The organism is Enterobacter sp. SGAir0187, from assembly GCF_002952735.2.
GTDB classification, from domain to species: domain Bacteria; phylum Pseudomonadota; class Gammaproteobacteria; order Enterobacterales; family Enterobacteriaceae; genus Enterobacter; species Enterobacter quasiroggenkampii.
This window is the reverse complement of the sequence record NZ_CP025034.2, coordinates 726185-749651: the sequence shown is the minus strand read 5'-3', so window position 1 is coordinate 749651 and position 23467 is coordinate 726185. Positions and strand designations below refer to the sequence as shown.

The 23467-nt window shown below is 53.9% G+C and carries 21 protein-coding genes; 17 read left to right on the top strand and 4 right to left on the bottom strand.

Translation table 11 applies throughout. The features are described from left to right. Window positions 1-83: 83 nt before the first annotated feature. The 8 genes from hinT to CWR52_RS03585 all read left to right on the top strand — a co-directional run bounded on the left by hinT (window position 84) and on the right by CWR52_RS03585 (window position 6173). The gene (gene hinT, locus CWR52_RS03620) at window positions 84-443 is read left to right on the top strand and encodes a purine nucleoside phosphoramidase (RefSeq protein WP_008500786.1); all 360 of its coding nucleotides are present in this window, start codon (window positions 84-86) and stop codon (window positions 441-443) included. Window position 444: 1 nt separating this feature from the next. Continuing rightward, entirely contained in the window at window positions 445-819 is a 375-nt protein-coding gene (locus CWR52_RS03615; protein WP_045910208.1) for a YcfL family protein, read from the top strand. Between the two features lie 10 nt (window positions 820-829). Next, complete coding sequence (gene lpoB, locus CWR52_RS03610) at window positions 830-1477, top strand: penicillin-binding protein activator LpoB (protein WP_114149323.1); 648 nt, start codon at window positions 830-832, stop codon at window positions 1475-1477. Then, window positions 1458-2282: a thiamine kinase gene (gene thiK, locus CWR52_RS03605; RefSeq protein WP_104948863.1), complete on the top strand. Its 825-nt coding sequence runs from the start codon at window positions 1458-1460 to the stop codon at window positions 2280-2282. Before lpoB ends, thiK begins: the two co-directional genes overlap by 20 nt. Window positions 2283-2293: 11 nt before the next feature. Further along, entirely contained in the window at window positions 2294-3319 is a 1026-nt protein-coding gene (gene nagZ, locus CWR52_RS03600; protein WP_104950885.1) for a beta-N-acetylhexosaminidase, read from the top strand. A 34-nt stretch (window positions 3320-3353) separates the two neighbouring features. Continuing rightward, window positions 3354-3896, top strand: a complete 543-nt coding sequence (gene ycfP, locus CWR52_RS03595; RefSeq protein ID WP_008500781.1) for an alpha/beta hydrolase YcfP — start codon at window positions 3354-3356, stop codon at window positions 3894-3896. Window positions 3897-4135: 239 nt separating this feature from the next. Continuing rightward, complete coding sequence (locus CWR52_RS03590; protein WP_008500780.1) at window positions 4136-5440, top strand: NAD(P)/FAD-dependent oxidoreductase; 1305 nt, start codon at window positions 4136-4138, stop codon at window positions 5438-5440. 193 nt (window positions 5441-5633) lie between these two features. Beyond that, window positions 5634-6173: a glycine zipper 2TM domain-containing protein gene (locus CWR52_RS03585; protein WP_008500779.1), complete on the top strand. Its 540-nt coding sequence runs from the start codon at window positions 5634-5636 to the stop codon at window positions 6171-6173. Window positions 6174-6232: 59 nt separating this feature from the next. Here the strand turns inward: CWR52_RS03585 and comR are convergent, their stop codons facing one another. Then, window positions 6233-6868 carry a TetR family copper-responsive transcriptional repressor ComR gene (gene comR / locus CWR52_RS03580; RefSeq protein ID WP_032657993.1) on the bottom strand — a complete coding sequence of 212 codons (636 nt, stop codon included), beginning with the start codon at window positions 6866-6868 and terminating at the stop codon, window positions 6233-6235. Window positions 6869-7112: 244 nt separating this feature from the next. Between comR and bhsA the strand changes: the two genes are divergently transcribed. From bhsA to CWR52_RS03530, 9 genes are all read left to right on the top strand, one after another. Then, window positions 7113-7370: a multiple stress resistance protein BhsA gene (bhsA, locus tag CWR52_RS03575; RefSeq protein ID WP_023616599.1), complete on the top strand. Its 258-nt coding sequence runs from the start codon at window positions 7113-7115 to the stop codon at window positions 7368-7370. Between the two features lie 820 nt (window positions 7371-8190). Continuing rightward, window positions 8191-10704 carry a type VI secretion system Vgr family protein gene (locus CWR52_RS03565; protein ID WP_104948862.1) on the top strand — a complete coding sequence of 838 codons (2514 nt, stop codon included), beginning with the start codon at window positions 8191-8193 and terminating at the stop codon, window positions 10702-10704. Beyond that, window positions 10701-12839 carry a T6SS effector phospholipase Tle3 domain-containing protein gene (locus CWR52_RS03560; RefSeq protein WP_104948861.1) on the top strand — a complete coding sequence of 713 codons (2139 nt, stop codon included), beginning with the start codon at window positions 10701-10703 and terminating at the stop codon, window positions 12837-12839. The genes CWR52_RS03565 and CWR52_RS03560 overlap by 4 nt, the downstream gene beginning before the upstream one ends. Before the next feature lie 13 nt (window positions 12840-12852). Then, window positions 12853-13563: a T6SS immunity protein Tli3 family protein gene (locus CWR52_RS03555; protein ID WP_104948860.1), complete on the top strand. Its 711-nt coding sequence runs from the start codon at window positions 12853-12855 to the stop codon at window positions 13561-13563. Between the two features lie 3 nt (window positions 13564-13566). Next, the gene (locus CWR52_RS03550; RefSeq protein ID WP_104948859.1) at window positions 13567-14253 is read left to right on the top strand and encodes a T6SS immunity protein Tli3 family protein; all 687 of its coding nucleotides are present in this window, start codon (window positions 13567-13569) and stop codon (window positions 14251-14253) included. A 2-nt stretch (window positions 14254-14255) separates the two neighbouring features. Continuing rightward, on the top strand, window positions 14256-14966 hold the full coding sequence (locus CWR52_RS03545) for a T6SS immunity protein Tli3 family protein (protein WP_104948858.1): 711 nt from the start codon (window positions 14256-14258) through the stop codon (window positions 14964-14966). After that, on the top strand, window positions 14966-15223 hold the full coding sequence (locus CWR52_RS03540; protein WP_032639699.1) for a PAAR domain-containing protein: 258 nt from the start codon (window positions 14966-14968) through the stop codon (window positions 15221-15223). Before CWR52_RS03545 ends, CWR52_RS03540 begins: the two co-directional genes overlap by 1 nt. Beyond that, window positions 15220-16599, top strand: a complete 1380-nt coding sequence (locus CWR52_RS03535) for a hypothetical protein (protein ID WP_104948857.1) — start codon at window positions 15220-15222, stop codon at window positions 16597-16599. Before CWR52_RS03540 ends, CWR52_RS03535 begins: the two co-directional genes overlap by 4 nt. Next, window positions 16599-16937, top strand: coding sequence for a hypothetical protein (locus tag CWR52_RS03530; protein ID WP_059354883.1), 339 nt, complete (start codon window positions 16599-16601; stop codon window positions 16935-16937). The genes CWR52_RS03535 and CWR52_RS03530 overlap by 1 nt, the downstream gene beginning before the upstream one ends. A gap of 199 nt (window positions 16938-17136) precedes the next feature. On the opposite strand, the gene ldtC is transcribed toward CWR52_RS03530, so the two are convergent. The 3 genes from ldtC to CWR52_RS03515 form a co-directional block, all read right to left on the bottom strand. Further along, the gene (gene ldtC / locus CWR52_RS03525) at window positions 17137-18102 is read right to left on the bottom strand and encodes a L,D-transpeptidase LdtC (protein WP_104948856.1); all 966 of its coding nucleotides are present in this window, start codon (window positions 18100-18102) and stop codon (window positions 17137-17139) included. Window positions 18103-18684: 582 nt separating this feature from the next. After that, a complete protein-coding gene (gene mfd / locus CWR52_RS03520) occupies window positions 18685-22131 on the bottom strand; it encodes a transcription-repair coupling factor (protein WP_039024706.1) in 3447 nt (1148 codons plus the stop codon). A 148-nt stretch (window positions 22132-22279) separates the two neighbouring features. Continuing rightward, complete coding sequence (locus CWR52_RS03515; protein ID WP_104948855.1) at window positions 22280-23353, bottom strand: acyltransferase family protein; 1074 nt, start codon at window positions 23351-23353, stop codon at window positions 22280-22282. Between the last annotated feature and the right edge of the window lie 114 nt (window positions 23354-23467).

Genomic DNA, 23467 nt, shown 5'->3' with positions numbered 1-23467 from the left:
TCTTGAATTGTGTCACACACCGATCCCGGGAGTGTGTTTACAGCGGACGCATCGCGCCTGATTAATCAAAAAAGGAATAGGTCATGGCTGAAGAAACGATTTTCAGTAAAATTATCCGTCGCGAAATTCCGTCGGATATCGTCTATCAGGATGAACTGGTAACGGCTTTTCGGGACATTTCCCCTCAGGCTCCGACGCACGTCCTTATCATTCCCAATATTCTGATTCCGACCGTAAACGACGTAAAAACCGAGCATGAAGTGGCATTAGGTCGTATGCTGACGGTGGCCGCGAAAATCGCCGAACAGGAAGGGATTGCAGAAGACGGTTACCGTCTGATCATGAACTGCAACCGTCATGGCGGCCAGGAAGTTTATCATATTCACATGCATCTGCTGGGTGGACGTCCTCTGGGGCCGATGCTGGCACATAAAGGTCTTTGACATGCGTAAAGGGCGTATTGCAGCGCTGGTAATGACGATGATGATTGTGGGGTGCAGCTCGCGCCCGGCGATCCCCGTGAACGATGAACAGACGCTGGTGATGGAATCCTCCGTGCTTGCCGCGGGCATCACGGCGCAACAACCCGCGCTGACCATCAGTGAAATCAATTCATCTGCCTCCTCTACGCTCTTTAATGAAAGACACGAACCCGTGACGGTCCACTACCGTTTTTTCTGGTATGACGTAAGAGGTCTCGAAATGCATCCGCTGGAGGCGCCGCGCAGCGTCACCATTCCGGCCAGATCGTCGGTAACGCTCTATGGCAGCGCCAACTATCTGGGTGCGCATAAGGTGAGACTTTATCTTTATCTCTAAGGGGTGAACCTTGATTAAAAACTTGAGCCGCTATGCGCTCGTGACAGCTTTCGCGCTGGTCCTGGCGGGGTGTGTGACCCGAACTGAACAGCCAGCGCCTGTGGAAGAGGCGAAACCGGGCACTGAACAGCCGACACAGCCAACGCAGCCGCAGCCAACCGTGCCGTCCGTACCGTCTATACCGGCACAGCCAGGCCCGATTGAGCATCCGGACCAGACGTCGCAGCCGACGCCGCGCGTGCGCCATTACGACTGGAACGGCGCAATGCAGCCCATGGTCGGCAAAATGCTGCAGGCACAGGGCGTGACGGCGGGCAGCGTATTGCTGGTCGACAGCGTCAACAACCGTACCAACGGTTCACTGAACGCGGGCGAAGCGACTGAAACGCTACGCAATGCCCTGGCAAACAACGGTAAGTTTACGCTGGTCTCGGCTCAGCAGCTTGCGGTAGCCAAACAGCAGCTGGGCCTGTCGCCGCAGGATAGCCTCGGCACACGCAGCAAGGCGATCGGCATTGCCCGTAACGTTGGCGCACAGTATGTGCTGTACTCTAACGCCACCGGTAACGTGAATACACCGGCCCTGCAGATGCAGCTGATGCTGGTTCAGACAGGCGAAATTATCTGGTCAGGTAAAGGTGCGGTTACGCAACAATGACAGCACGCGTGAAGAGATTCTGACGCGCTATTTTCCTCAGTACCGCCTTATCGCGCCGCAGGCCCACTCCGGGCTTGGCGGCGCGAGTTGCATTATAGCGCAGGGCGAACGACGTCTGGTCTTGCGGCAACATCACGACCCCTATGCGCCTGCCTCCCATTTCCGTCGTCAGTTTCGCGCCCTGAGGCGTCTTCCGTCAGATCTCGTGCCTGCCCCCCGTTTTTTCAGAGAGAGCTGGATGGCCGTCGACTATCTGGACGGTGACGTGAAAAGCGCGCTGCCGGACACGCCGGCGCTCGCGGCGATGCTGTATCATCTGCACCGGCAGCCACGTCTTGGATGGCGAATCACGTTATACCCGCTGCTGGAACGCTACTGGCAGCAGGCCGCGCCTGACAGACGCACCCCAGTGTGGCTGGCGCATCTCAAGCGGTTGCGTAAAACGGGCGAGCCGCACCCGATTCGGCTCTCGCCGCTGCACATGGATGTTCATGCCGGAAATATTGTGCATACGTCAGCGGGCATCAGGCTCATCGACTGGGAATATGCCGGAGATGGCGATGTGGCGCTGGAGCTGGCGGCAGTCTGGACGGAGAGTGACGCCGCACGGCAGACGCTGATCAGGGACTACGCCGAGGCGGCACATATCAACGCCGACGCGCTGAGGCGTCAGGTCAAACGCTGGCGGCCCTGGGTCGTCATGTTAATGGCTGGCTGGTTTGAAATGCGCTATCAGCAGTCGAGAGACAAACACTTTATTGCGCTGGCAGACGATGCCTGGCGTCAGTTACAAACGAAAGGATAAGAGAGGTGGATGTGGGTCCAGTCATGTTGGATGTAGAAGGGTTTGAGCTGGATGCGGAGGAGCGTGAAATTCTGGCGCATCCGCTGGTGGGGGGTCTGATCCTGTTTACCCGCAACTATCACGATCCGGCGCAACTGCGTGAGCTGGTGCGTCAGATCCGCGCCGCGTCGCGCAATCATCTGGTGGTCGCCGTCGATCAGGAAGGCGGCCGCGTGCAGCGTTTTCGCGAAGGGTTTACCCGCCTGCCGGCGGCCCAGTCTTTTGCCGCGCTGCTCGGCACGGAAGAGGGCGGGAAACTGGCGCAGGAGGCCGGCTGGCTGATGGCCAGCGAAATGATTGCCATGGATATCGACATCAGTTTTGCCCCGGTTCTGGACGTGGGGCATATCAGCGCCGCGATTGGCGAGCGCTCATACCATGACGATCCGCGCATTGCGCTGGCCATGGCGACCCGGTTCATTGACGGCATGCACGATGCCGGGATGAAAACCACCGGGAAACACTTCCCGGGTCACGGAGCGGTAACGGCAGACTCGCATAAAGAGACCCCGCGCGATCCGCGCCCGGAAGCAGAAATTCGCGCCAAAGATATGTCGGTGTTCAGGTCGCTTATCACTGACAACAAGCTGGACGCCATTATGCCCGCGCACGTGATTTACAGCGACGTTGACCCGCGCCCTGCCAGCGGCTCCCCGCACTGGCTGAAAACCGTTCTGCGCCAGGAGCTGGGTTTCAACGGCGTCATTTTCTCCGACGATCTGTCGATGGAAGGGGCGGCAATCATGGGCAGCTATGCTGAGCGCGGTCAGGCCTCGCTGGATGCAGGTTGCGATATGATCCTGGTCTGCAATAATCGTAAAGGTGCCGTTAGCGTGCTGGATAACCTGTCGCCGATCAATGCAGAGCGTGTTACGCATTTGTATCATAAAGGTTCATTTAGCCGTCAGGAGCTGATGGATTCGGCGCGCTGGAAGACGGTCAACGCCCGGCTTGAAGACCTGAATGAGCGCTGGCAGGCACATAAAGCCAGCCTGTAAACCCTCCCGGAAGGCGTAGCGTGGTGAGAAGACGATGATCATCTATTTACACGGTTTTGACTCAAACAGCCCTGGTAATCATGAGAAGGTGCTGCAGCTGCAGTTTATCGATCCGGATGTACGGTTGATCAGCTACAGCACGCGTCATCCGAAGCATGATATGCAGCATCTGCTCAAAGAGGTGGACAAGATGTTGCAGCTCAACGTCGACGATCGGCCGTTGATTTGCGGCGTGGGGCTGGGCGGCTACTGGGCAGAGCGGATTGGCTTCCTGTGTGACATCCGTCAGGTGGTGTTCAATCCTAACCTGTTCCCGAACGAAAACATGGAAGGCAAAATCGACCGCCCGGAAGAGTATGTCGATATTGCGACCAAGTGCGTCAGCAATTTTCGTGAGAAAAACCGTGACCGCTGTCTGGTGATCCTGTCGCGAAACGATGAGGCGCTCAACAGCCACCGGGCTGCAGAACTTCTGCATCATTACTATGAGATCGTCTGGGACGAAGAGCAGACCCACAAGTTCAAAAACATCTCCCCACACCTGCAGCGTATCAAAGCGTTTAAAACGCTGGGTTAATTCCTTGCCTGCAGGCGTCGAAGCCCGGCACGCGAAAGTGTGCCGGGCTTTCTTCTTGACCAGAATTGTCTACTTTTAAGCCATCAAAACTTGATGCATATCAATTTTGGTATGACCAATGCGCCTGACGTGGTATTCTCAATGCACCTGAATGGTTTCAGTGCTGTAACCTGTTGTTAATTAAGAGTTATTTATATAACTTTTAATTAACAATTGGTTAATAATTTGAGGGGGTCACGTTGACTACGCCATTGAAAAAGATAGTGATTGTAGGCGGTGGTGCTGGCGGGCTGGAGCTGGCGACACAGTTGGGTAAGAAGCTGGGTCGCGGTAAAAAAGCCAAAATCACGCTCGTGGATCGTAACCACAGCCACCTGTGGAAACCGCTGCTGCATGAAGTGGCGACCGGCTCTCTGGACGAGGGCGTGGACGCGCTCAGCTATCTGGCGCATGCGCGCAACCACCATTTCCAGTTCCAGCTGGGCTCGGTGGTGGACATCAACCGTGAAAGCAAAACCATCACTCTGGCAGAACTGCGTGATGAAAAAGGGGAGCTGTTGGTTCCTGAGCGCAAGCTGCCGTATGACACGCTGGTCATGGCGCTCGGCAGTACCTCCAACGACTTCAACACGCCGGGCGTGAAAGAGCACTGTATCTTCCTCGATAACCCGCACCAGGCGCGTCGTTTCCATCAGGAAATGCTGAACCTGTTCCTGAAGTACACCAGCAATATGGGTGCGAACGGCAAAGTAAATATCGCCATTGTTGGCGGCGGTGCGACGGGCGTTGAGCTGTCTGCGGAGCTGCACAATGCGGTGAAGCAGCTGCACAGCTACGGTTACAAAGGGCTAACGAATGAAGCGCTGAACGTCACGCTGGTAGAAGCCGGTGAACGCATTCTGCCTGCGCTGCCTCCGCGTATTTCCGGTGCGGCGCACAATGAACTCACCAAGCTGGGCGTGCGGGTGCTGACGCAGACCATGGTGACCAGCGCCGACGAAGGCGGCCTGCACACCAAAGACGGCGAGTATATCAAAGCGGATCTGATGGTCTGGGCGGCCGGTATCAAAGCGCCTGACTTTATGAAAGATATCGGCGGCCTGGAAACCAACCGCATTAACCAGCTGGTCACGGAGCCAACGCTGCAAACCACGCGTGACCCAGAAATCTTTGCTATCGGTGACTGCGCCTCCTGCGCCCGTCCTGAAGGTGGATTCGTGCCGCCGCGCGCGCAGGCCGCACACCAGATGGCAAGCCTGGTCCTGCACAACATTCTGGCGCAGTACAAAGGCAAGCCAATGAAGGCCTATGTCTACAAAGACCATGGTTCTCTGGTGTCTCTGTCAAACTTCTCTACTGTCGGCAGCCTGATGGGTAACCTGATGCGCGGCTCGATGATGGTAGAAGGGCGCATTGCCCGCTTCGTGTATATCTCCCTCTACCGTATGCACCAGATTGCGCTGCACGGCTACTTCAAAACCGGGCTGATGATGCTGGTGGGCAGAATCAACCGCGTGATCCGTCCGCGTCTGAAGCTGCACTAATCTTTCACTCCCTCCGGGCTCTCCGGAGGGAGTTTTTAGCATTTCATGCTGTAGATCACAGATTGAGCGCTTAAGAGTTCTCCTAAATACAATATATCTCCTCTGAACGTCCCTTTTTTGATCCTTTATCTGATTGGCGAAGCCGTGCCTCCATTGCAAAATTGTTACCAATAGCAACAAAGGAGGAAGTCCCGTGAATAAATCAATGTTGGCGGGTATAGGGATTGGCGTCGCGGCTGCGTTAGGTGTGGCTGCCGTTGCCAGTCTCAACGTATTAGATCGCGGCCCGCAGTATGCGCAGGTGGTTTCTGCTACACCGATTAAAGAAACGGTAAAAACGCCTCGTCAGGAGTGCCGTAACGTCTCCGTGACGCATCGTCGTCCGGTGCAGGATGAAAACCGCATCGCCGGTTCTGTTCTGGGCGCGGTAGCGGGTGGCGTGATTGGTCACCAGTTCGGCGGCGGCCGGGGTAAAGATGTGGCGACCGTGGTCGGTGCGCTGGGTGGCGGCTATGCCGGTAACCAGGTGCAGGGCGCGATGCAGGATAACGATACTTACACCACGACTCAGCAACGCTGCAAAACCGTCTATGACAAGTCGGAAAAAATGCTGGGCTATGACGTGACGTACAAAATTGGCGATCAGCAGGGCAAAATCCGCATGGATAAAGACCCGGGCACGCAAATTCCACTGGATGGAAATGGCCAGCTGGTTCTGAATAACAAAGTGTAAAAAAGATGTTCTCTGAATTTAGCTCCTCATGCGCTCAGGCTGAGGAGCTTTTTTTTGCTTCAGATTTTTAGTAGCTCAGGCCACAGTCGCAGCGTGGTTTCGCTAATATGCTGCAGTTTTTCCAGCGTAGCCCCTTCACGGGCGCTGATCGACATCCCCTGCAAAATACAGCTCAGGTATTGCGCCAGCAGCTGAGGGTTGCATTGCGCAGGGATTTCACCGCGCTGCTGGCGCTGAGCCAGAAATGCGCTGAGCGTCTCTTCCTGCATGGCATGCCGCGATTTCACCGTATTGGCAATCTCTTTCGAGGACGCCGCCAGGGTGGCAGAGGTGTTAATCATAAAGCAGCCCGCAGGCGTATCTTTACTGGTGAAGCAGGTCGCGACGGCGGTGAAGTAATCCCGAAGCGCCTGTTCGACGCTTTTCTCTTCACAAAATAGCTGGGCTTCATGTTTCGCCGCAAAGCGCGAAATGTATCTGTCCAGCACCGCCCTGAACAGCCCCTCTTTATTGGTAAATTCGGCATACAGCGTCGGCGCTTTGGCGCCGGTGGCTTCTACCAGATCGGAAAGCGAGGTAGCTTCATACCCATGTTGCCAGAAGAGAGTCATGGCCTTATCAAGCGCTGCATCCCTGTCAAACACTTTTGGTCGGCCACGGCTTTTCTTCGCACAACTCGTGACGTCGGTTGTCATGTGCCGTTGGTCCTCTGTTGGTTTGGTGAATAACCATTATAAAAATAAATGCAACCCATCACCAGTGCTGAATGCTTAAAAATATATTAATCATATCTATATGAAAAATAACGACTTTAAAATTAAGTTAATGGTCGTTATAAAATTATGTTGACGCGTGACCTGGATCACATTTATGATTTACCTATCGATCGTTAACTAAATAGATAACGACCTCCAAATTCATCTGCTAAAGGTAAACATCATGAAAAACGTAAAAACCCTCATCGCTGCTGCTGTTCTGAGCTCACTCTCTTTCGCAAGCTTTGCTGCTGTACAGGTTCAATCCACCCCTGCCGATCAGCATAAAGTAGGTACAATTTCCGCGTCTGCCGGGACCAACCTGGGTTCCCTGGAAGATCAGCTGGCGCAAAAAGCGCAGGAGATGGGTGCAAAATCTTACCGCATCACCTCTGTGACCGGTCCTAACACCCTGCACGGCACGGCTGTCATCTACAAATAAGCCGGGCATAAACCCTCATTTATGCCACTGCAATAAAAACGCCCTGCACTTGTGCAGTAATGCCGATCGTTTAAGAACGCTTGAACGATCCTGCCAGTAAGAGACAATCCGGGTTCAGCCCCTCTGAACCCGGATTTTTTTTCGTCTGAACACGATATGGACTTCGTTGCGGATGCTTTCCCGTCTGAACGGCATACCTTTTCCCGCACTTTGTATGCGACCAGGGAGAGCCGTCTGGCCATAATCTGATGTTTCCGACAAAGTGGTGTCCACAAATAAGGGTGGGTATCAAAATGTCAGATATGCGGAAAAATGTGCTCCGGCAGGCGAAAAGGCTGCCATGATTATTTTCTTCAGTTTAAGCAGCAGCTCGTTGCCGCCTCCTGCGAACCCGGGATACCGGGACGGATTTTATCTTCATATAATGTTGGCATATAAAATCCCCCATACAAAAAATGCCGTATATTCTTTTCGGGCGACGAACCAGTTTAATATTTATTGCTGTTCATCAGGGAGGAGCGATTTATATCAGGAAAAACGGCCGAATAACCCTTCAGCGGCGGTTCCTGAATATCTGATGATGTATTCACAGGAAAAGAACGTCGTCCATATTGTTACCGACTGAATTGTTATATACGGAGCGGATATTATCCCTGATTTTTATTTGTGGCGTGATTGTTTTTTGTTTTATTTATTTTTAAACTGAATGATATGTATTTTGTAACATTATGTGATGTGTTACGGAATGGCATTTTATTCAATGGCCTGTGAGTGTATTGTTTTTTAATAAACAGCCATTCTTTATCAGGGATATTTTACGATGAAAGGACCGTCAGGCATTGTTCAGCAACAGAATACGTTAAACCGTTATTTACTGTATTTTCCACGAAGCAAATCTTTTTTACCGGATGTTCACTCTTTTACCGGGGAAGAAGAACTCAGTAAGCCCTATCGCTACACCATCCGCTTTACCAGCCCGGCATCAAACATTGCCGTCAACGATGTCCTCAATCAGAGGGCGGAGTTTATTCTGCGTGCCCCGAATCCGAAAGCTGGCTGGCACAATCAGGAGCCCTGGCTGCCGGTGCGCCAGATTAACGGGGTGATCACGTCGTTTGCCCGTCTGAAGTCATCTGCCGATGAAGCCCTTTACGAGTGTGTGCTGGAGCATGATCTGGCGCTGCTGGACCGGAATTACCGTTCGGCCGTATACATGAATGTGTCAGTGCCAGAGCTCGTCACGAAGCTGATGAAAGAGAGCGGGCATTTTGAAGGTTACAACATTGATTTTGACCAGTTGAGCCACAGCTACCCCAGCCGTGAAATGATTATTCAGTGGAAGGAAACCGATCTTCAGTTTATCCGCCGTCTGCTGGCCGAGGTAGGGATCTGGTTCCGCTTTGAAAACCATGACAAGGTACAGGGCGAAACGGTGGTTGTCTTTGGTGATGGTGGGCGCCGCTATGTTTTCAGCGATAAGAGGCTTCCGTACGTTCGCCATTCCGGCATGACCAGCCATGAAGAATATATTACCGAGATTGAAGAACAATACGAACTCATTCCCGAAAGCGTGCTGGTACGTACGTATAACTACCGCGATCCCTTGTCGCCGCAGGCGGATAAAACCATTTTCGATAATGATATTCCCGACGGAATAACCAGCGGCAAACAGTATCACTATGCCGATCATTATCTGGAGGACGGCGATTTTTACGGTGAAGAGGCGGAAACAGCCACGTTCTGCGCACGCCTGCGCTATGAGCGCCTGCTGAACAAACAGAGTGTGCTGGGAGGGACAACCAGTGACCCGACACTGTTGCCGGGTGTGATGTTCCACCCGACAGGGGATATTCCTGACGGATTTAAACACGGTTTTCTTGTCACCACAATGACGCTATCCGGCAGTCGCGCACAGCACTACCGCGCCATCCTGAAGGGGATCCCTTATCTGAACGGCTACAGCTATCGTCCGGAATATCTGCCGCGACCGGTGATTCCCGGTACGGTACCTGGGCGCGTGGCAGCCATGAATCAAGATCACACTTATGCCGGAGTCGATGCCCAGGGCCGATACCGCGTGAAGTTTGATTTTGACCTCGACGAGAAACGTGACGGATTTGAAAGTGCGCTGATGCGTCTGGGCAGACCGTACGGCGGGGATGTGTTTGGTTTTCATTTCCCGCTGCTGGACGGCACAGAAGTGGCTGTAGCCTTTGAAGGCGGCGATCCGGACCGGCCCTTTATTGCGCACGTCATGCATGACGGCAAGCACCCTGATCTGGTTACAAACCGCAACGACACCCGCAATGTGATCCGCACTGCTGCTTCGAACAAAATCCGCCTGGAGGACCGCCGCGGTCAGGAACACATCAAGATTTCCACGGAGTACGGCAAGAGTCAGGTTAGCGCTGGCCACCTCGTTGACGCGGAGGGAAAACAGCGCGGTGAAGGTGTGGAAGCGCGTACTGACAATCACATGGCGCTCCGTGCCGCGAAAGGAGTGATGATCACTACGGAGGCGCAGCCGCGTGCTGCGGGTAAGCAACTGGATATGACGGCCGCCATTGCGCAACTGGAGAAAGCGTTGTCGCTGGCAATGACGCTGCAACAAAGCGCACTGACAGCCGGGGCCAGTAATGTGGAAACCGACCGGCAAAGTCAACTGAGCCAGACACTGGCTAACCTTACCGGCGCGGGCCTGCTGACCTATGCCGACAAAGGTCAGGCGCACGTCACGCCGGACAGTCTGCAACTGTCTGCCGGGAAAGATGTGATTATTACGGCAGGCCAGGATACCAGCGTAAACGTGGTGAAAAAGTTCTCGCTGGCCGTCGGGGAAAAATTCTCGCTGTTTGCCCGCAAGCTTGGCATTCAGATGATTGCCGGGGCCGGGGATATCACGACGCAGGCTCAGCGCGGTGCCATGCACATGCTCTCGCAGAATGATTTCACGATGGCGAGTACCGACGGGCAACTGAACGGCAGCGCCAGACAGGGCATACAGCTGGTCTGTGGTGGAGGCGGGATACGCATCAGTCCGAACGGACTGGTCACTATCTTCTCGCCAACGGGAATTGAACTGAAAGGACCCAGTCTGAAGTATGACGGCCCGGAAAGCGCACAGGTCACGGTCCCGCCGTTCAATAAGGGGGCATATAAGCTCCGCTACCAGCTGCACGCCGGAGACGACCCGGAGCAAATTCTCGCAAACAAAAAATTCCGGCTGACCAGCTCGGCCGGAAAAGTGGTGGAAGGCATAACGGACAGCAACGGTCATTCATCGTTGCTCGATGCCGATGACCTGGATACTTATAAAATGGAGTTAATGGAATGACGGAAGCCAGACAAAGCCCGTATGCCTCGCGGGTCATATCAGAAGGGGATATTCCGGTACACAAAGATTTGGGTGAGGTGGCCCAGACCCGTCGCGTTGGCGTGCCGCGTCCGATGCCGGGAATTGTGATCCTGGTTCATGGCGTGAACGACGTGGGTGAAGCGTACCAGAATCAGGAGAAGGGCATTCTTGCGGGCCTGAGTAAGCGTCTTAATCGTCAGGATTTTTACGCGCATGAATGGGGGGAGTACCGCATTACCCATCCTGGCCGTTCGCCTGTTATCCCGTTTTACTGGGGGTACAAGCCGGTCACTCATGCTGATTACGTTGCAGACCAGCAACGCTACAGGGAAGAGGTTTACAGGCAGGGAAACAGTGCGCATCTGGCGTTTGATGCCTATCAGGAGAATGACGAGAAGAAAAAAGCCGACTTGGGCAATGACGGGAAAAGTACGCTTAAGTTCCAGAACGATAACTTTGGTAACGCGCTGGAAGCGAATTTTTCCAAAGGGGGCGGCACCTTTGCCAACGCCACAACAAATATCCCCGATATGCTGGGGCCGGGTGCGGGCGGCGCGGCGCTGGCCGCTGCCGGATTTGCCTCGTTTCATATGAATGGTGGCGATTTTACGCATCCTATCTACGACAACCCGCATCGAATCTACCAGTTTTTTGCCGCCCAGCGTCTGGCTGATTTGATTCTGACTATCCGCCGAACCCCAGAGACAGCAAAGGATGTGATCAACGTGGTGGCGCACAGCCAGGGAACAATCATTACCATGCTGGCGAATATGCTCGTCAAGCAAGAAGGAATGGATCCAGTTAACTGCGTCATTCTGAATCACTCGCCGTATTCGCTTGAAGAGCGTTTACTTGAAAACGCCCAGACCGGCCATCATCAAACGGCGTTCGCCCGTCAGGAGACGTTTAAACACTTCTGCGCATTGATGGCGACCCAGTACAAAGGGAAAAGCCTGTCAGAGACTGATATGCAGGCAATGGAAGCCAGCTGTGCCGCGCGCAAGCCTTCAGATAACCCATTACGTCAGGATGCTAAATACCGGCGTGATAACAACGGCAAAGTCTATAACTACTGGTGCCCGCAGGATGGCACGGTTTCTCTGCAAAATATCCAGGGATTCGGCTGGCGGGGCATTCCCGATAAGTTAGCTGCTGGCATTCCTAACCTGCGTCAGCGTGTATTCTGCCAGCACCGCTGGGTCGGCCGTCTGGAGACGGAGCCGTTTAAGATGACACCGGAGCGAAAGGGGGATTTCAGTACCACGCCGGTGATGAACGCAGGCTACTCGTACAGCGATGTGGTGATTAACGGCGAAGAGCTGCCGGAGCCGTTTATTTTCAAACTCATGGGGCAGGATAACCATCCGGATAACGATCCGAAAACCAGTGATAAACCGTACACCGCGTATATCGACCCGGACAGTCCTGACGCTTACATTTCCTATTCAGCTAAAGCCAGTGCCATTTCGCGCAGGGCATCGGCTACCTATGCGCTTAGTAGCTATCAGCGTATCAGCTGGCAACCGGGCCATGTATTAACGCCTAACGAGCTGCAGGTGGAAAGTTTTGACCGGGGGCATGAAGTTATTCGCGGTGAAGTGACGGGAACGAGAGATTTTTCTCAACTGACGCTGACCTGGCTTAAATCCCGTGATGAACTTGAAAAGGAGTGGCAGAAAACCGATCCGGTAGGCTACAGCCAGCATTCTTCTATTGTCGCCAGTGAATTTGCACCGTCGCACGCGATGGCATTCGACCTGGCAATTGGTCAGTGCAAGTCGTTTGACTATCAGGCAGGGAAATTCTGGGAGGGATTGTTACACCGTGCGGACTGGCGTGATCCCCAAAATGGTTATCCTTTCGCTAAAGAATATTACCGAACCGGTAAGCTGGATAACGTGACGACAAAATTTTTCATGAACAAACCAGATGACATTCTGCCAAAAGGTGAGTTCGGTGTGGAAAATCAGTTTAACAATGCCACGTCGGTTAAGCCATCCCGTGATCTGGCAACAGGGAATCAGGAAGTGGCAAATCTACAATGGGATATGCCTAAGCCAAAATCTGACAGCGACCTGGGAATAGCGAAACAAAAATCGTGGTGGGAATCGTGACAGGGAGACAAGCATGAAGATAGAACGTACAGCAGGTATTGCCCTGGTGTCAGTGCTGGTGGCCGCAGGTTGCAAGGCTTCAGAGCCGCCAACGCAGGTAGTGTACCGGTTCGATGACCATCGTTATCTGGAGCTGAAGGGCTGGGACTGCGAGGGTGAACTCTGGTACACGGATACACTGCGGGGTATCCACACGGAGCCTGTCAGCCAGTTTTACCGGATATTTACCAAAAAATATGTCCATCCATCTGAGAAATATATTGCAATAACTGGTTGGGGTGTTGGTGGATTTAGGGTTTCGAAAGATTATGGGCAGACCTGGCAAATTGCACAGTTTTCCCCTGGTGAAAATGATCTTAATGGAATGAATGCCCCACAGCAGGAAGATGTTCTTTCCTTCACGGTCGTCAACGATCAGGGTTTTTTGCAGACCAAACATCGACTGTATATGTCGTCCAAACCGTTTGACGACCCGCGCCTTGCCGCTGGTGGTCCTGGGATTGAATATACCGTTGACGACGGAACTGGGCAAAAGGTAAGCGGGAAAGTGGAACCTCGTTCACCTGGCTGGCCTTGGGGAATGGTGTATATGACCAAACAAGGTTTAGAAGGCTCTACTGAGCAACTTAAAACCAATTGGCACAATCAACCCGATAAGGTTCCGGAAGTGAAGGGATACACCGGCTGGGACCATATGCGCTGTGATATGGATGCGGGGCGTTAAAAGATGAAAGGACTTTATTCAGTGCTGACCGCGCTGCTGGTGGCCGGTTGCCAGGCTTCAGAACCACCGACGCAGGTAGTGTACCGGTTCGATGGCCATCGTTATCTGGAGTTGAAGGGCTGGAACTGTGAAGGTGAACTCTGGTTCACCGATACACAACGGGGTATTCACTCTGAGCCTGTCAGTCAGTTTTACCGGATTTACACCAAAAAATTTATTCATCCTTCTGAACGTTATATTGCTATTCCTACATGGGATTCTCCAGGGGCTATGGTTTCGAAAGATTATGGGCAAACCTGGTATCCTTCGGCGTTTGCTCCCAGAGAAAACGAGCCTAACGGTGATTCTTCGCCTCCTTACGACGACATTATTTCCTTCACTGTCGTCAACGATCAGGGTTTTTTGCAGACCAAACACCGACTATATATGTCGTCCAAGCCGTTTGATGATCCTCGTCTCGCTACGGGTGGACCCGGCATTACTTACAAGCTACAGGACGGGACTGTGCAAGTTCTGGAACCCCGTTCACCTGGTCCAGCCTGGGGGCTGGACTACATAACTAAACAAGGTCTGAAAGAGGATATAGCCCAGTTTAAGGCTAACTATCAGGGCTTACCCGATAAAGTACCGGAAGTGAAAGATTATACCGGCTGGGACCATATGCAATGCAATATGGATGCAGGAAGATAGCCATGAAAGGACTTTTTTCAGTGCTGACCGCGCTGCTGCTGGTGGCCGGTTGCAAGGCTTCAGAGCCGCCGACGCAGGTGGTTTATCGGTTTGACGATCATCGCTACCTGGAGCTGAAGGGGTGGGACTGCGAAGGTGAACTCTGGTACACGGATACCCAGAAAGGGATTCATACCGAGCCGGTTAGCCAGTTTTACCGAATATTTACCCATAAATTTATTCACCCTTCAGAGCGCTATATTTCAATCCCCAACTGGGAGGTAGATGGATTCCTTGTTTCGAAAGATTATGGCGAAACATGGAGGTCAGTAGGATTTTCCCCATCACCGAATGAACCTAATGGTGATAACAGAGCACCCGCAGAAGATGCTGTGTCTTTCACCGTCGTTAACAATCAGGGTTTTTTGCAGACCAAACATCGACTGTATATGTCGTCCAAACCGTTTGACGACCCGCGCCTTGCCGCTGGTGGTCCTGGGATTGAATATACCGTTGACGACGGAACTGGGCAAAAGGTAAGCGGGAAAGTGGAACCTCGTTCACCTGGCTGGCCTTGGGGAATGGTGTATATGACCAAACAAGGTTTAGAAGGCTCTACTGAGCAACTTAAAACCAATTGGCACAATCAACCCGATAAGGTTCCGGAAGTAAAGGGATACACCGGCTGGGACTATATGCGCTGCGATATGGACGCAGGAAGGAAAGGATACTGATGAACGGCGTAATTCGACTGAATGACCCGCTGGTGAGCGGCGGGAAGGTAATTAAGGCGTCAGGCGCGCAGTTTATGGGCATGCCTGTCGCGCTGAAAGGGGATGAGGTGATGTGTCCCGAACACAAGGGGACGTTCCCCATTAAAGAGAGCCATCCGACATGGACGATGAACGGCCGGGGCGTGGTCGTGGATGGCTGTAAAGCGGCGTGCGGCTGTGTTATTCGCACCACACTCCCCACTGCGGGGGCTGTATGATGAACTGGTGGCTTTATCCTAAGCAGAACGAATTTAAACATGACTTTCCCACCATTGGTGTCTGTGTTGTCTATGTGCTCGTGGTGATTGTTTGTATTGGTATCCGGGCTGTCACCTGGCCGGGTAATAAACATGTTGATTCAGGTTTTCTTATTGATGCCGTGGTAATACCTGTCGCTGCAGTAACCTTTTTAGTACAGGCGTTCTGTATGGCGTATAACGCGAACAGACACTACATAGAAACGCGGTTATTAATCGCGGCACGGCAGGAATACAAGGTTGTCAGCTATGCCAGGAGTAACATCATCCTGGCTGGTTGGTCGATACTGACCCCGCCAAAGGCAACAAAGGAGTTGGCACTGAACATGTTGAAACTGGAGGGGGAGTTTCCGCTGGCCGCCAAAATGCCGTTGAAAATTGACCTGGATAAATCATTCGATTTCACGCGGGTCGGGCAGGCTATTATCTACGTCCTGGAGCCGATGATGGATACACTCTCCCGGTACAGGCAGATTGAAGCGCTTGTATGGGTGCGAGGTGGGAATGAATCCTGTAGCGACGAACTCCGGCGTGTGCTTGAACGTCTCGGGATCTCGACCAAAAAAATCACATTTTTGCCTGAATGCCCGGACTATACGTTAGTCACAGAGTGGATAAAACAAACGAACGGCTATGTCGTTGAACGCCTGCTTATCTGTGTAGATTTGCATTCTGAAGAAGGGGAATGCAAGTGGATGGAGAATGCTACCGCACTTCTCCTGACGAATTACTACGTTAAAACGGAAGGAGAAAAACCTGTTTATCTTTATCAACCTATGACGGGAGTTATTGACGTAGAAGGAGCAATACCTGTTTATCTGCGTGCGGAGGCTGTCAGTAAACCCAAACAGCTCTGGTATACCGGTTTATCGCGCACAGAGAAGTATCCGTTGCTGGAAGTGCTGGACGAAAAAAAAGTCGTACCGGATCGACTGGAGCTTGAAACGTCGCTCGGTGAGCATTCTGCAGGGTATCCGTGGCTGGCGCTGGCGCTGGCATCAGATGCAGTAACGTATGCACAGGGCGACCAGTTTGTGGCGGCCTTCGAACATAAAAAGTTATCTATTACGGCGGTATCATCCAGATTAACCCCTCAGCCCGATTATCCGGCAGAAAAAATATACACTCCACCGTGGTCTTCCGCCGGAATATCCGGAGTGATGTTATTTTTCGCTTTTATATTAACTCTGTGTAGTTTAAGCGGTAACGAGGGTAAAGATATTTCTGGCTGGTTCTTGGTTATTCTGTTTTTAATATGTACTGGATTGTTTACGGCTGCAGGGATATTTATTACCTGGCTGCAGGGTGATAAGGCTTACCAGCACATGGGGATGTAATGATGAATGAACTAATTGCTCTCATTTTACCTCATAAATCTGTATTTTATTATGATGGTCTGGCCCTCGGTGCACTGCTTGCGTTAATGGCAGCGCATATTGATTTATCTTTTTATTTCAGGAATAAAAAGCACTGGTGTGCACATAATAAATTAGAATCATTGAAGGACTCTCCAGAAATCTACCACTTATATATGTCGATACGTATCCCTTCCAGACGGAAATACTATAGTAGTGTGCCACTGAAAGTTTTCACAGATTATAAGGTTTTTTTAATGATATTGATTATGTATCTGGGAGTGACTGTGTTAACTATGTCTTACGTTATATATCATTGATAGATGTAGCTGGCTTTGTGCCTGCTCTCATTGCATGTCTGAAAATGTTAAAGCCTTTATCCTGCCGGAAAAAAGAAAGCACTGACGATACGATCGTTCAGTGCTTTATGTGCCGCCTGAATATCCGTTCAGCTTTAAGACACGTGAGCCTTAAGTGAACGGCATTACTGCACACGTGCAGGGCGTTTTTCTTTCTGGTTCACATCGATTGCTGGATGATATCGTGATACCGGGTAACGTCGGTAGGCATGCCTGAGCGGGCCTCCATTGCGCGCTCCATCACCACGCTGTTGGTATTCACATTCGTTTTGAAGCTTACCATTGCGGCATTCAGGTTAATGGGCAGCGTCTGCGGATCGTCGCCAATGTTTTTCGAGAGCGGCTGGTGAATTTCGACCAGCCGCACGCCGCCCGGCTCTTCAGAAACCTTAATCGGCGTATTGATGATATTCACTTTGGTACCCGGCGTAACAACATTAAACAGCGTTTTGATATCGTCATCGCGCAGACGAATACAGCCGGAGCTGACGCGCATGCCGATGCCAAAGTCCGCGTTCGTTCCGTGCAGCAGGTAAACGCCACCGTAGGCCGCCAGGCGGATCGCGTGGTGACCCATCGGGTTATCCGGGCCTGCTGGCACCACGGCCGGAAGATCGATGCCCTGAGCTTTATAACGGGCACGAATATTGGCCGTCGGGGTCCAGGTTGGATTCGCGCGTTTATCCGAGACGGTGGTCACCATCGTCGGCGTCAGGGTGTCGCCGCCCAGCTGACCAATACCAATCGGGTAGACGGTCACCTCATTTTTACCCGGCGGGTAATAGTACAGACGTAGCTCCGCCAGGTTTATCACGATCCCCTCACGTGGGGCGTCCGGCAGAATCGTCTGTAACGGAATAGTCAACACACTGCCCGCGCGCGGAACGTACGGGTCGACGCCGGGATTCGCCTGCAGCAGAGCCAGAAAACCGACGTTATATTTTTTGGCAATGGCTTCCAGCGAACCGCCATTATTTTCAACCACATGAAAGCGGTTTTCCCCCACCACTTTGCTGCCGGGCGGAGGAAGAGGCCAGGTATTTGCGCGAGCGGGAAGCGCCACCGCGACGGTGGCTGCCAGCGCAAACAGGGTTAACCAGCGAGTAAAACGCGAAAAGGTCATCATCACCATAATCCATGCAAATGATAAGGTTATTGTTTTATAAGGCGTTAATGATAATTATGGCGAATGGGTGTGTCGGGAAGATCGGGTGAAGTGCAAAGAGTTTGTAAATTGTCCCCCGTTAGCGCTGGGCTAACAGGGGAAGGGATCCCCATAAAATAATGCCTGCACGGACGACCCCCTCTCCCTTGAGGGAGAGGGCTGGGGTGAGGGGGAACATACGACTCTGGTGGTCATTTCGTTCACTTTAAGTTCCTTAGTACTCTGTAACGACATGACCTGTGAACGTGCCAGGGTGGCTCAGTCGCCACCACCCTGGCGACCCGGGCTCCCGGCGGTAAATCGCCGCTACGCGGTACCTTCGGCTTATTCCTTCCGGCTTTTCGGGGACGGGCGGAGGTAACATCCCTGTAAAGCCCGCCCTCTCGGCGCATCCCTGCGCCTCGCCCCGGCCTGCAGGAAACGCCTCAGCGATTTACAGCCGGACCAGGGTGTCGCTGTAAGCTATTCATTTTCCGGAAGCAACTTTCATCGCTTCCGGTTAATAAACTACATGAAATTCCTCAGTTAAGAGGGGAATGGAGGTCAGGCGATCGCGTTCTCTTCCAGCTGACGCATAAAGTTACGCACCCAGTCCATACGGGTTTTGCGCTCCGTCAGTTCCTGGGTGAATTTCAGACGCGTTGGGCCATCCAGACGGAAATGCTGCGGCTGTTTTTGCAGCAGACCGATGAGCCACATCGGGTTGACGTGGTTCTTCTCCGCGAATTCAATCACGCCGCCTTTTTCGTTGCCTTCAAGCTTGCGAATGCCCAGCTTCTGCGCCTGCTGGCGCAGGCGAGCGATATCCAGCAGATTTCGCGCCGCATCGGGCAGCAGACCAAAGCGGTCGATTAGCTCAACCTTAATCTCTTCCAGCTCGCTTTCCGTCTTCGCACTGGCGATGCGCTTGTAGAACGACAGTCGGGTATTCACGTCCGGAATAAAATCGTCCGGCAGCAGAGAAGGCATGCGCAACTCGACCTCGGTCTGCTGGCTGGTGAGATCTTCCAGCGACGGCTCGCGCCCGGCCTTAAGAGCATCAACCGCGTTTTCCAGCAGCTCCATATAGAGCGAGAAGCCGATGGTCTCCATCGAGCCGCTCTGGTCTTCACCCAGCAGTTCACCGGCACCGCGGATCTCGAGATCGTGCGTGGCCAGCGCGAAGCCTGCACCGAGGTCTTCCAGAGAGGCGATGGCTTCCAGACGCTTTTGCGCGTCGGTGGTCATCGCTTTTGGATGCGGCGTCAGCAGCCATGCGTAAGCCTGATGGTGCGAACGTCCGACGCGGCCGCGCAGCTGGTGAAGCTGCGCCAGACCAAAGTGATCCGCACGTTCAATGATGATGGTGTTCGCCGTCGGAATGTCGATCCCCGTTTCGATGATGGTGGTGCACACCAGCACGTTAAAGCGCTGGTGGTGGAAGTCGTTCATCACCCGTTCCAGCTCGCGCTCGCGCATCTGCCCGTGACCGATAGCAATGCGCGCCTCCGGCACCAGCTCCGCCAGCCTGTCGGCCGCTTTCTGGATGTTTTCCACGTCGTTGTACAGGTAATAGACCTGACCCCCGCGCAGCACTTCACGCAGAATGGCCTCACGCACCACCAGATTATCGTACTCGCGGACGAAGGTTTTCACCGCCAGACGGCGCGCCGGCGGCGTGGCGATAATCGACAGATCGCGCATGCCGCTCATCGCCATGTTCAGGGTTCTCGGGATCGGCGTTGCGGTCAGGGTCAGGATATCGACGTCGGCACGCATCGCTTTGATGCGCTCTTTATGGCGCACCCCGAAGCGGTGCTCTTCGTCGACAATCAGCAGCCCCAAATCTTTCCACTTCACGTCGCTTTGCAGCAGCTTATGGGTGCCGATCAGAATATCAATCTTGCCTTCGCTTGCCTGCTCCAGGATCTGCGTCTGCTCTTTGGTGCTGCGAAAACGTGACAGCATCTCGATGCGTACCGGCCAGTTGGCGAAGCGGTCGCGGAAGTTGTCGAAGTGCTGCTGAGCGAGCAGGGTGGTCGGCACCAGTACCGCCACCTGCTTGTTGTTTTCCACCGCAAGGAAGGCGGCGCGCATCGCCACTTCGGTTTTACCGAAGCCAACGTCGCCGCAGACTAAGCGGTCCATTGCCAGCGGCTGGCACATGTCGCTCAGCACGGCGTTAATAGCCTGAGCCTGATCCGGCGTGGTTTCAAACGGGAAGCTGTCGCAGAACAGCTGATACTGTTCCTTATCATGCTTAAACGCGAAGCCCTCTTTGGCCGCGCGCTGGGCGTAGATATCCAGCAGCTCGGCGGCCACGTCGCGCACTTTTTCCGCGGCCTTCTGGCGCGCGCGCGCCCAGGCATCGCCGCCCAGCTTGTGCAGCGGCGCGTTCTCTTCAGCACCGCCCGCGTAGCGGCTGATCAGATGCAGGGACGACACCGGGACATACAGTTTGGCGTCGTTAGCGTAGGTCAGCATCAGGTATTCACCTTTAATGCCGCCCGCCTCCAACGTGGTCATCCCCTGATAGCGTCCAACGCCATGCTCCAGGTGAACAATCGGCTGGCCCGGATGCAGCTCGGCCAGGTTGCGGATCAGCGTGTCCGGGTTGATGGTTCGACGGCTGTCCTGACGACGGCGCGCGACGCGCTCGCCCAGCAGGTCGCTTTCGCAAATCAGCGCCAGGTTGTTGAGCGTGTCGATGAACCCATGCTCGGCGGCGCCAATCATCAGGTAACGGCCGTTTCCGGTCGCTTCGCTCAGGCGCAGGATGCGCTTCGGCGCCACCTTAATGCGTCCCAGCAGCTCACCTAACGCTTCGCGACGGCCTTCACTCTCAACGGAGAACACCACCGGGCCGGTAAAGGACTCCAGGAACTTGCGCAGATTATCCAGCGGGGATTTCTGCTGCGCCTGGACGGCCAGGTCCGGCAGCGTCCGGAAGGCGAGGTTGGTGTTGGCGGCCTTATCGGCAAGCGAATCGGTTTTCAGCTGCATGCGTGGCCAGCGCTTCAGCTCGGCGTTGAGCTCGTCGGTACGCAGCCATAGCGCTTCCGGCGGCAGCAGCGGGCGCATCGGGTCAACGCCCCGGTTTTCGAAGCGAGCACGGGTTTCGCTTTCAAAGCGGCTGGCGCTGGCGTCGATATCCCCGGTGTTAACAATCAGGGTATTCGCCGGGAAGTAGCTGAACAGGGCAGGGAGCGGCTCGCTGAAGAACAGCGGCTGCCAGTATTCGATCCCGGCAGGCAGCGTGCCTTTACTGACCTGCTGATAAATATGTTCCGCGTCGCGCTTCACCTCGAACTTATCGCGCCACTGGCTGCGGAACAGTTCGATAGCGGTTTTGTCCGTCGGGAACTCATGTGCGGGCAGTAAATTGATGGACTCCACTTCCTCCAGCGTGCGCTGCGTGTCGGCGTCAAAGACGCGCAGGCTGTCGATTTCATCATCGAAAAAGTCCAGACGATACGGCTGGTCGCTGCCCATCGGGTAAAGGTCGAGCAGCGCGCCGCGGGTCGCGTATTCCCCGTGCTCCATGACCTGGTCGACGTGGCGATAGCCGGCACCGTCAAGCTGCGCCCGCAGGGCATCTCGGGACAGGCGCTGGCCTTTTTTCATCACCAGCGCGTGACCGTGCAGATAGCTGTGCGGACAGACGCGCTGCATCAGGGTATTCACCGGCACAATCAGCACGCCGCGCTGCATGGTCGGGAGTTGATAGAGCGTCGACAGGCGCGAGGAGATGATCTCCTGGTGCGGAGAGAAGCTGTCATAGGGCAGCGTTTCCCAGTCGGCCAGGCTGAACACCAGATTATCGGTGAACTGGCGAATTTCGTCGTGCAGGCGCAGGGCGTTTTGCATATCCGGGGCAACCAGGATCACCGGGCCAGGATGACGCTCGGCGATTTCCGCCACCAGCGTGGCGCACGCTGCGCCCGTGAGTTCACCCAGCTGGCGCTGGTCGCCCGCTTTGACAGGCAAGGAATAACGATAGTGTTCAGGCATGGCTATGTCAGAGTCTCTTATGGATATACCAACAGTATTGGGGCATATCACTGATACGCAATGTCTTTATTATCCTCGATCGTTTTACATAAGCAAATCGGAACCGCACGGCGGGGTTATACGCCCCCGAAAGGGGGCGGAGAGGGCATTAACGGGTGGTCGGTGAGAGCGTAAGCGTCGAGGGCGGAGAGAAGAAAATGTCCCCGAACAGCGCGGTGGAGAGTTTACGCACCCCCAGCCCGGCCAGGGTACAGATAAGCAGGCTGGCAAACGGATAGACAAGAATCAGGGATAGCTCGGCCCAGACTGGCCAGTAAGCGGCATTCATCTCGCCGATCAGGAACAGGCTGAAGGCCTCAATTAAGATGCGGTGAGTGGTATAAATTGCAATGGTATTGGAGCCAATCATGTTCAGCAGGTTGTCAGGGTGAACGGCATAGCGCTGCTCAAAGCTGTAGAACAGCTTCATGATCAGCACAATCGACAGCAATGAGAGCAGCAGCGGAACGTTAGCAAACCACAGCACCACGGAGACGGCGGCGAAAGCGCCCGTTGCCAGCCAGCTGCGGCGCAGGTTTAGATTTTTCATCCATGCCATCAGCGCTGCGCCATACCACGCCCCGAGGCTGTAGTAGATCATGTTGCGTACCACGCTGTTCATTCCCCACCACGGCAGCGGCAGGAAGTTGATCGCGATGCTTGCCAGCGCCAGCAGCCCCAGCATCGGCAGCTTCCAGCGGCTCAGCAGTTTACACAGCGTGAAGTAAACAACCAGGGCATACAGATACCACAGACTGGTGCTGGCGGTGAGCATGCCTCGCACAAATCCCGGGAGCGAGTCGGCGTAGGCCGCGTTCGACGAGGTGGCAAGCTCGCGATCGGGCGCCAGCCAGGCATTCAGGTGGGTCAGCGCCTGCCATTGCAGAATTCCCCACAGCGCCAGGACCCAGACAATGCTCCAGATCCGTTTGTCGAGACTGGTTCGCCAGTCCACCTCATCAATATAACGACGGATCAGATAGCCGGAGATAAAGAAAAAGACCGGCATACGGAAGGGGGCGAGGTAGAGATTAAAATAGACCCAGCATTTGGCGAGAAGGCCGGAGAGCGGGTGTTGCAGCCCGATCAGGTGCGGATAAAACGTGATAACCGAATGATAGATAACCACCAGGCAGATACACAGCCCTTTTATCTGGTTAATCCATAATGCTTTTTGCTTCATTGTTCGCAACTACCTTATTGCCATAGACGAACGAACAATTGTTGTTAAACGAAACCGGGCTGTAATGGGTAACAGTCTGTATCAGGAGGTTTTTCGGAAAAGGTGGAGGTTGCG

Bases quoted from the DNA above. Each gene is read 5' to 3' on its own strand.
- CWR52_RS03540 (WP_032639699.1), top strand. From the start codon at position 14,966: ATGAACGGCGTAATTCGACTGAATGACCCGCTGGTGAGCGGCGGGAAG.
- ycfP (WP_008500781.1), top strand. From the start codon at position 3,354: ATGATCATCTATTTACACGGTTTTGACTCAAACAGCCCTGGTAATCAT.
- CWR52_RS03565 (WP_104948862.1), top strand. From the start codon at position 8,191: ATGAAAGGACCGTCAGGCATTGTTCAGCAACAGAATACGTTAAACCGT.
- mfd (WP_039024706.1), bottom strand. From the start codon at position 22,131: ATGCCTGAACACTATCGTTATTCCTTGCCTGTCAAAGCGGGCGACCAG.
- comR (WP_032657993.1), bottom strand. From the start codon at position 6,868: ATGACAACCGACGTCACGAGTTGTGCGAAGAAAAGCCGTGGCCGACCA.
- hinT (WP_008500786.1), top strand. From the start codon at position 84: ATGGCTGAAGAAACGATTTTCAGTAAAATTATCCGTCGCGAAATTCCG.
- CWR52_RS03535 (WP_104948857.1), top strand. From the start codon at position 15,220: ATGATGAACTGGTGGCTTTATCCTAAGCAGAACGAATTTAAACATGAC.
- ldtC (WP_104948856.1), bottom strand. From the start codon at position 18,102: ATGATGACCTTTTCGCGTTTTACTCGCTGGTTAACCCTGTTTGCGCTG.
- CWR52_RS03615 (WP_045910208.1), top strand. From the start codon at position 445: ATGCGTAAAGGGCGTATTGCAGCGCTGGTAATGACGATGATGATTGTG.
- bhsA (WP_023616599.1), top strand. From the start codon at position 7,113: ATGAAAAACGTAAAAACCCTCATCGCTGCTGCTGTTCTGAGCTCACTC.
- CWR52_RS03555 (WP_104948860.1), top strand. From the start codon at position 12,853: ATGAAGATAGAACGTACAGCAGGTATTGCCCTGGTGTCAGTGCTGGTG.
- CWR52_RS03545 (WP_104948858.1), top strand. From the start codon at position 14,256: ATGAAAGGACTTTTTTCAGTGCTGACCGCGCTGCTGCTGGTGGCCGGT.
- CWR52_RS03515 (WP_104948855.1), bottom strand. From the start codon at position 23,353: ATGAAGCAAAAAGCATTATGGATTAACCAGATAAAAGGGCTGTGTATC.
- CWR52_RS03560 (WP_104948861.1), top strand. From the start codon at position 10,701: ATGACGGAAGCCAGACAAAGCCCGTATGCCTCGCGGGTCATATCAGAA.
- CWR52_RS03550 (WP_104948859.1), top strand. From the start codon at position 13,567: ATGAAAGGACTTTATTCAGTGCTGACCGCGCTGCTGGTGGCCGGTTGC.
- CWR52_RS03530 (WP_059354883.1), top strand. From the start codon at position 16,599: ATGATGAATGAACTAATTGCTCTCATTTTACCTCATAAATCTGTATTT.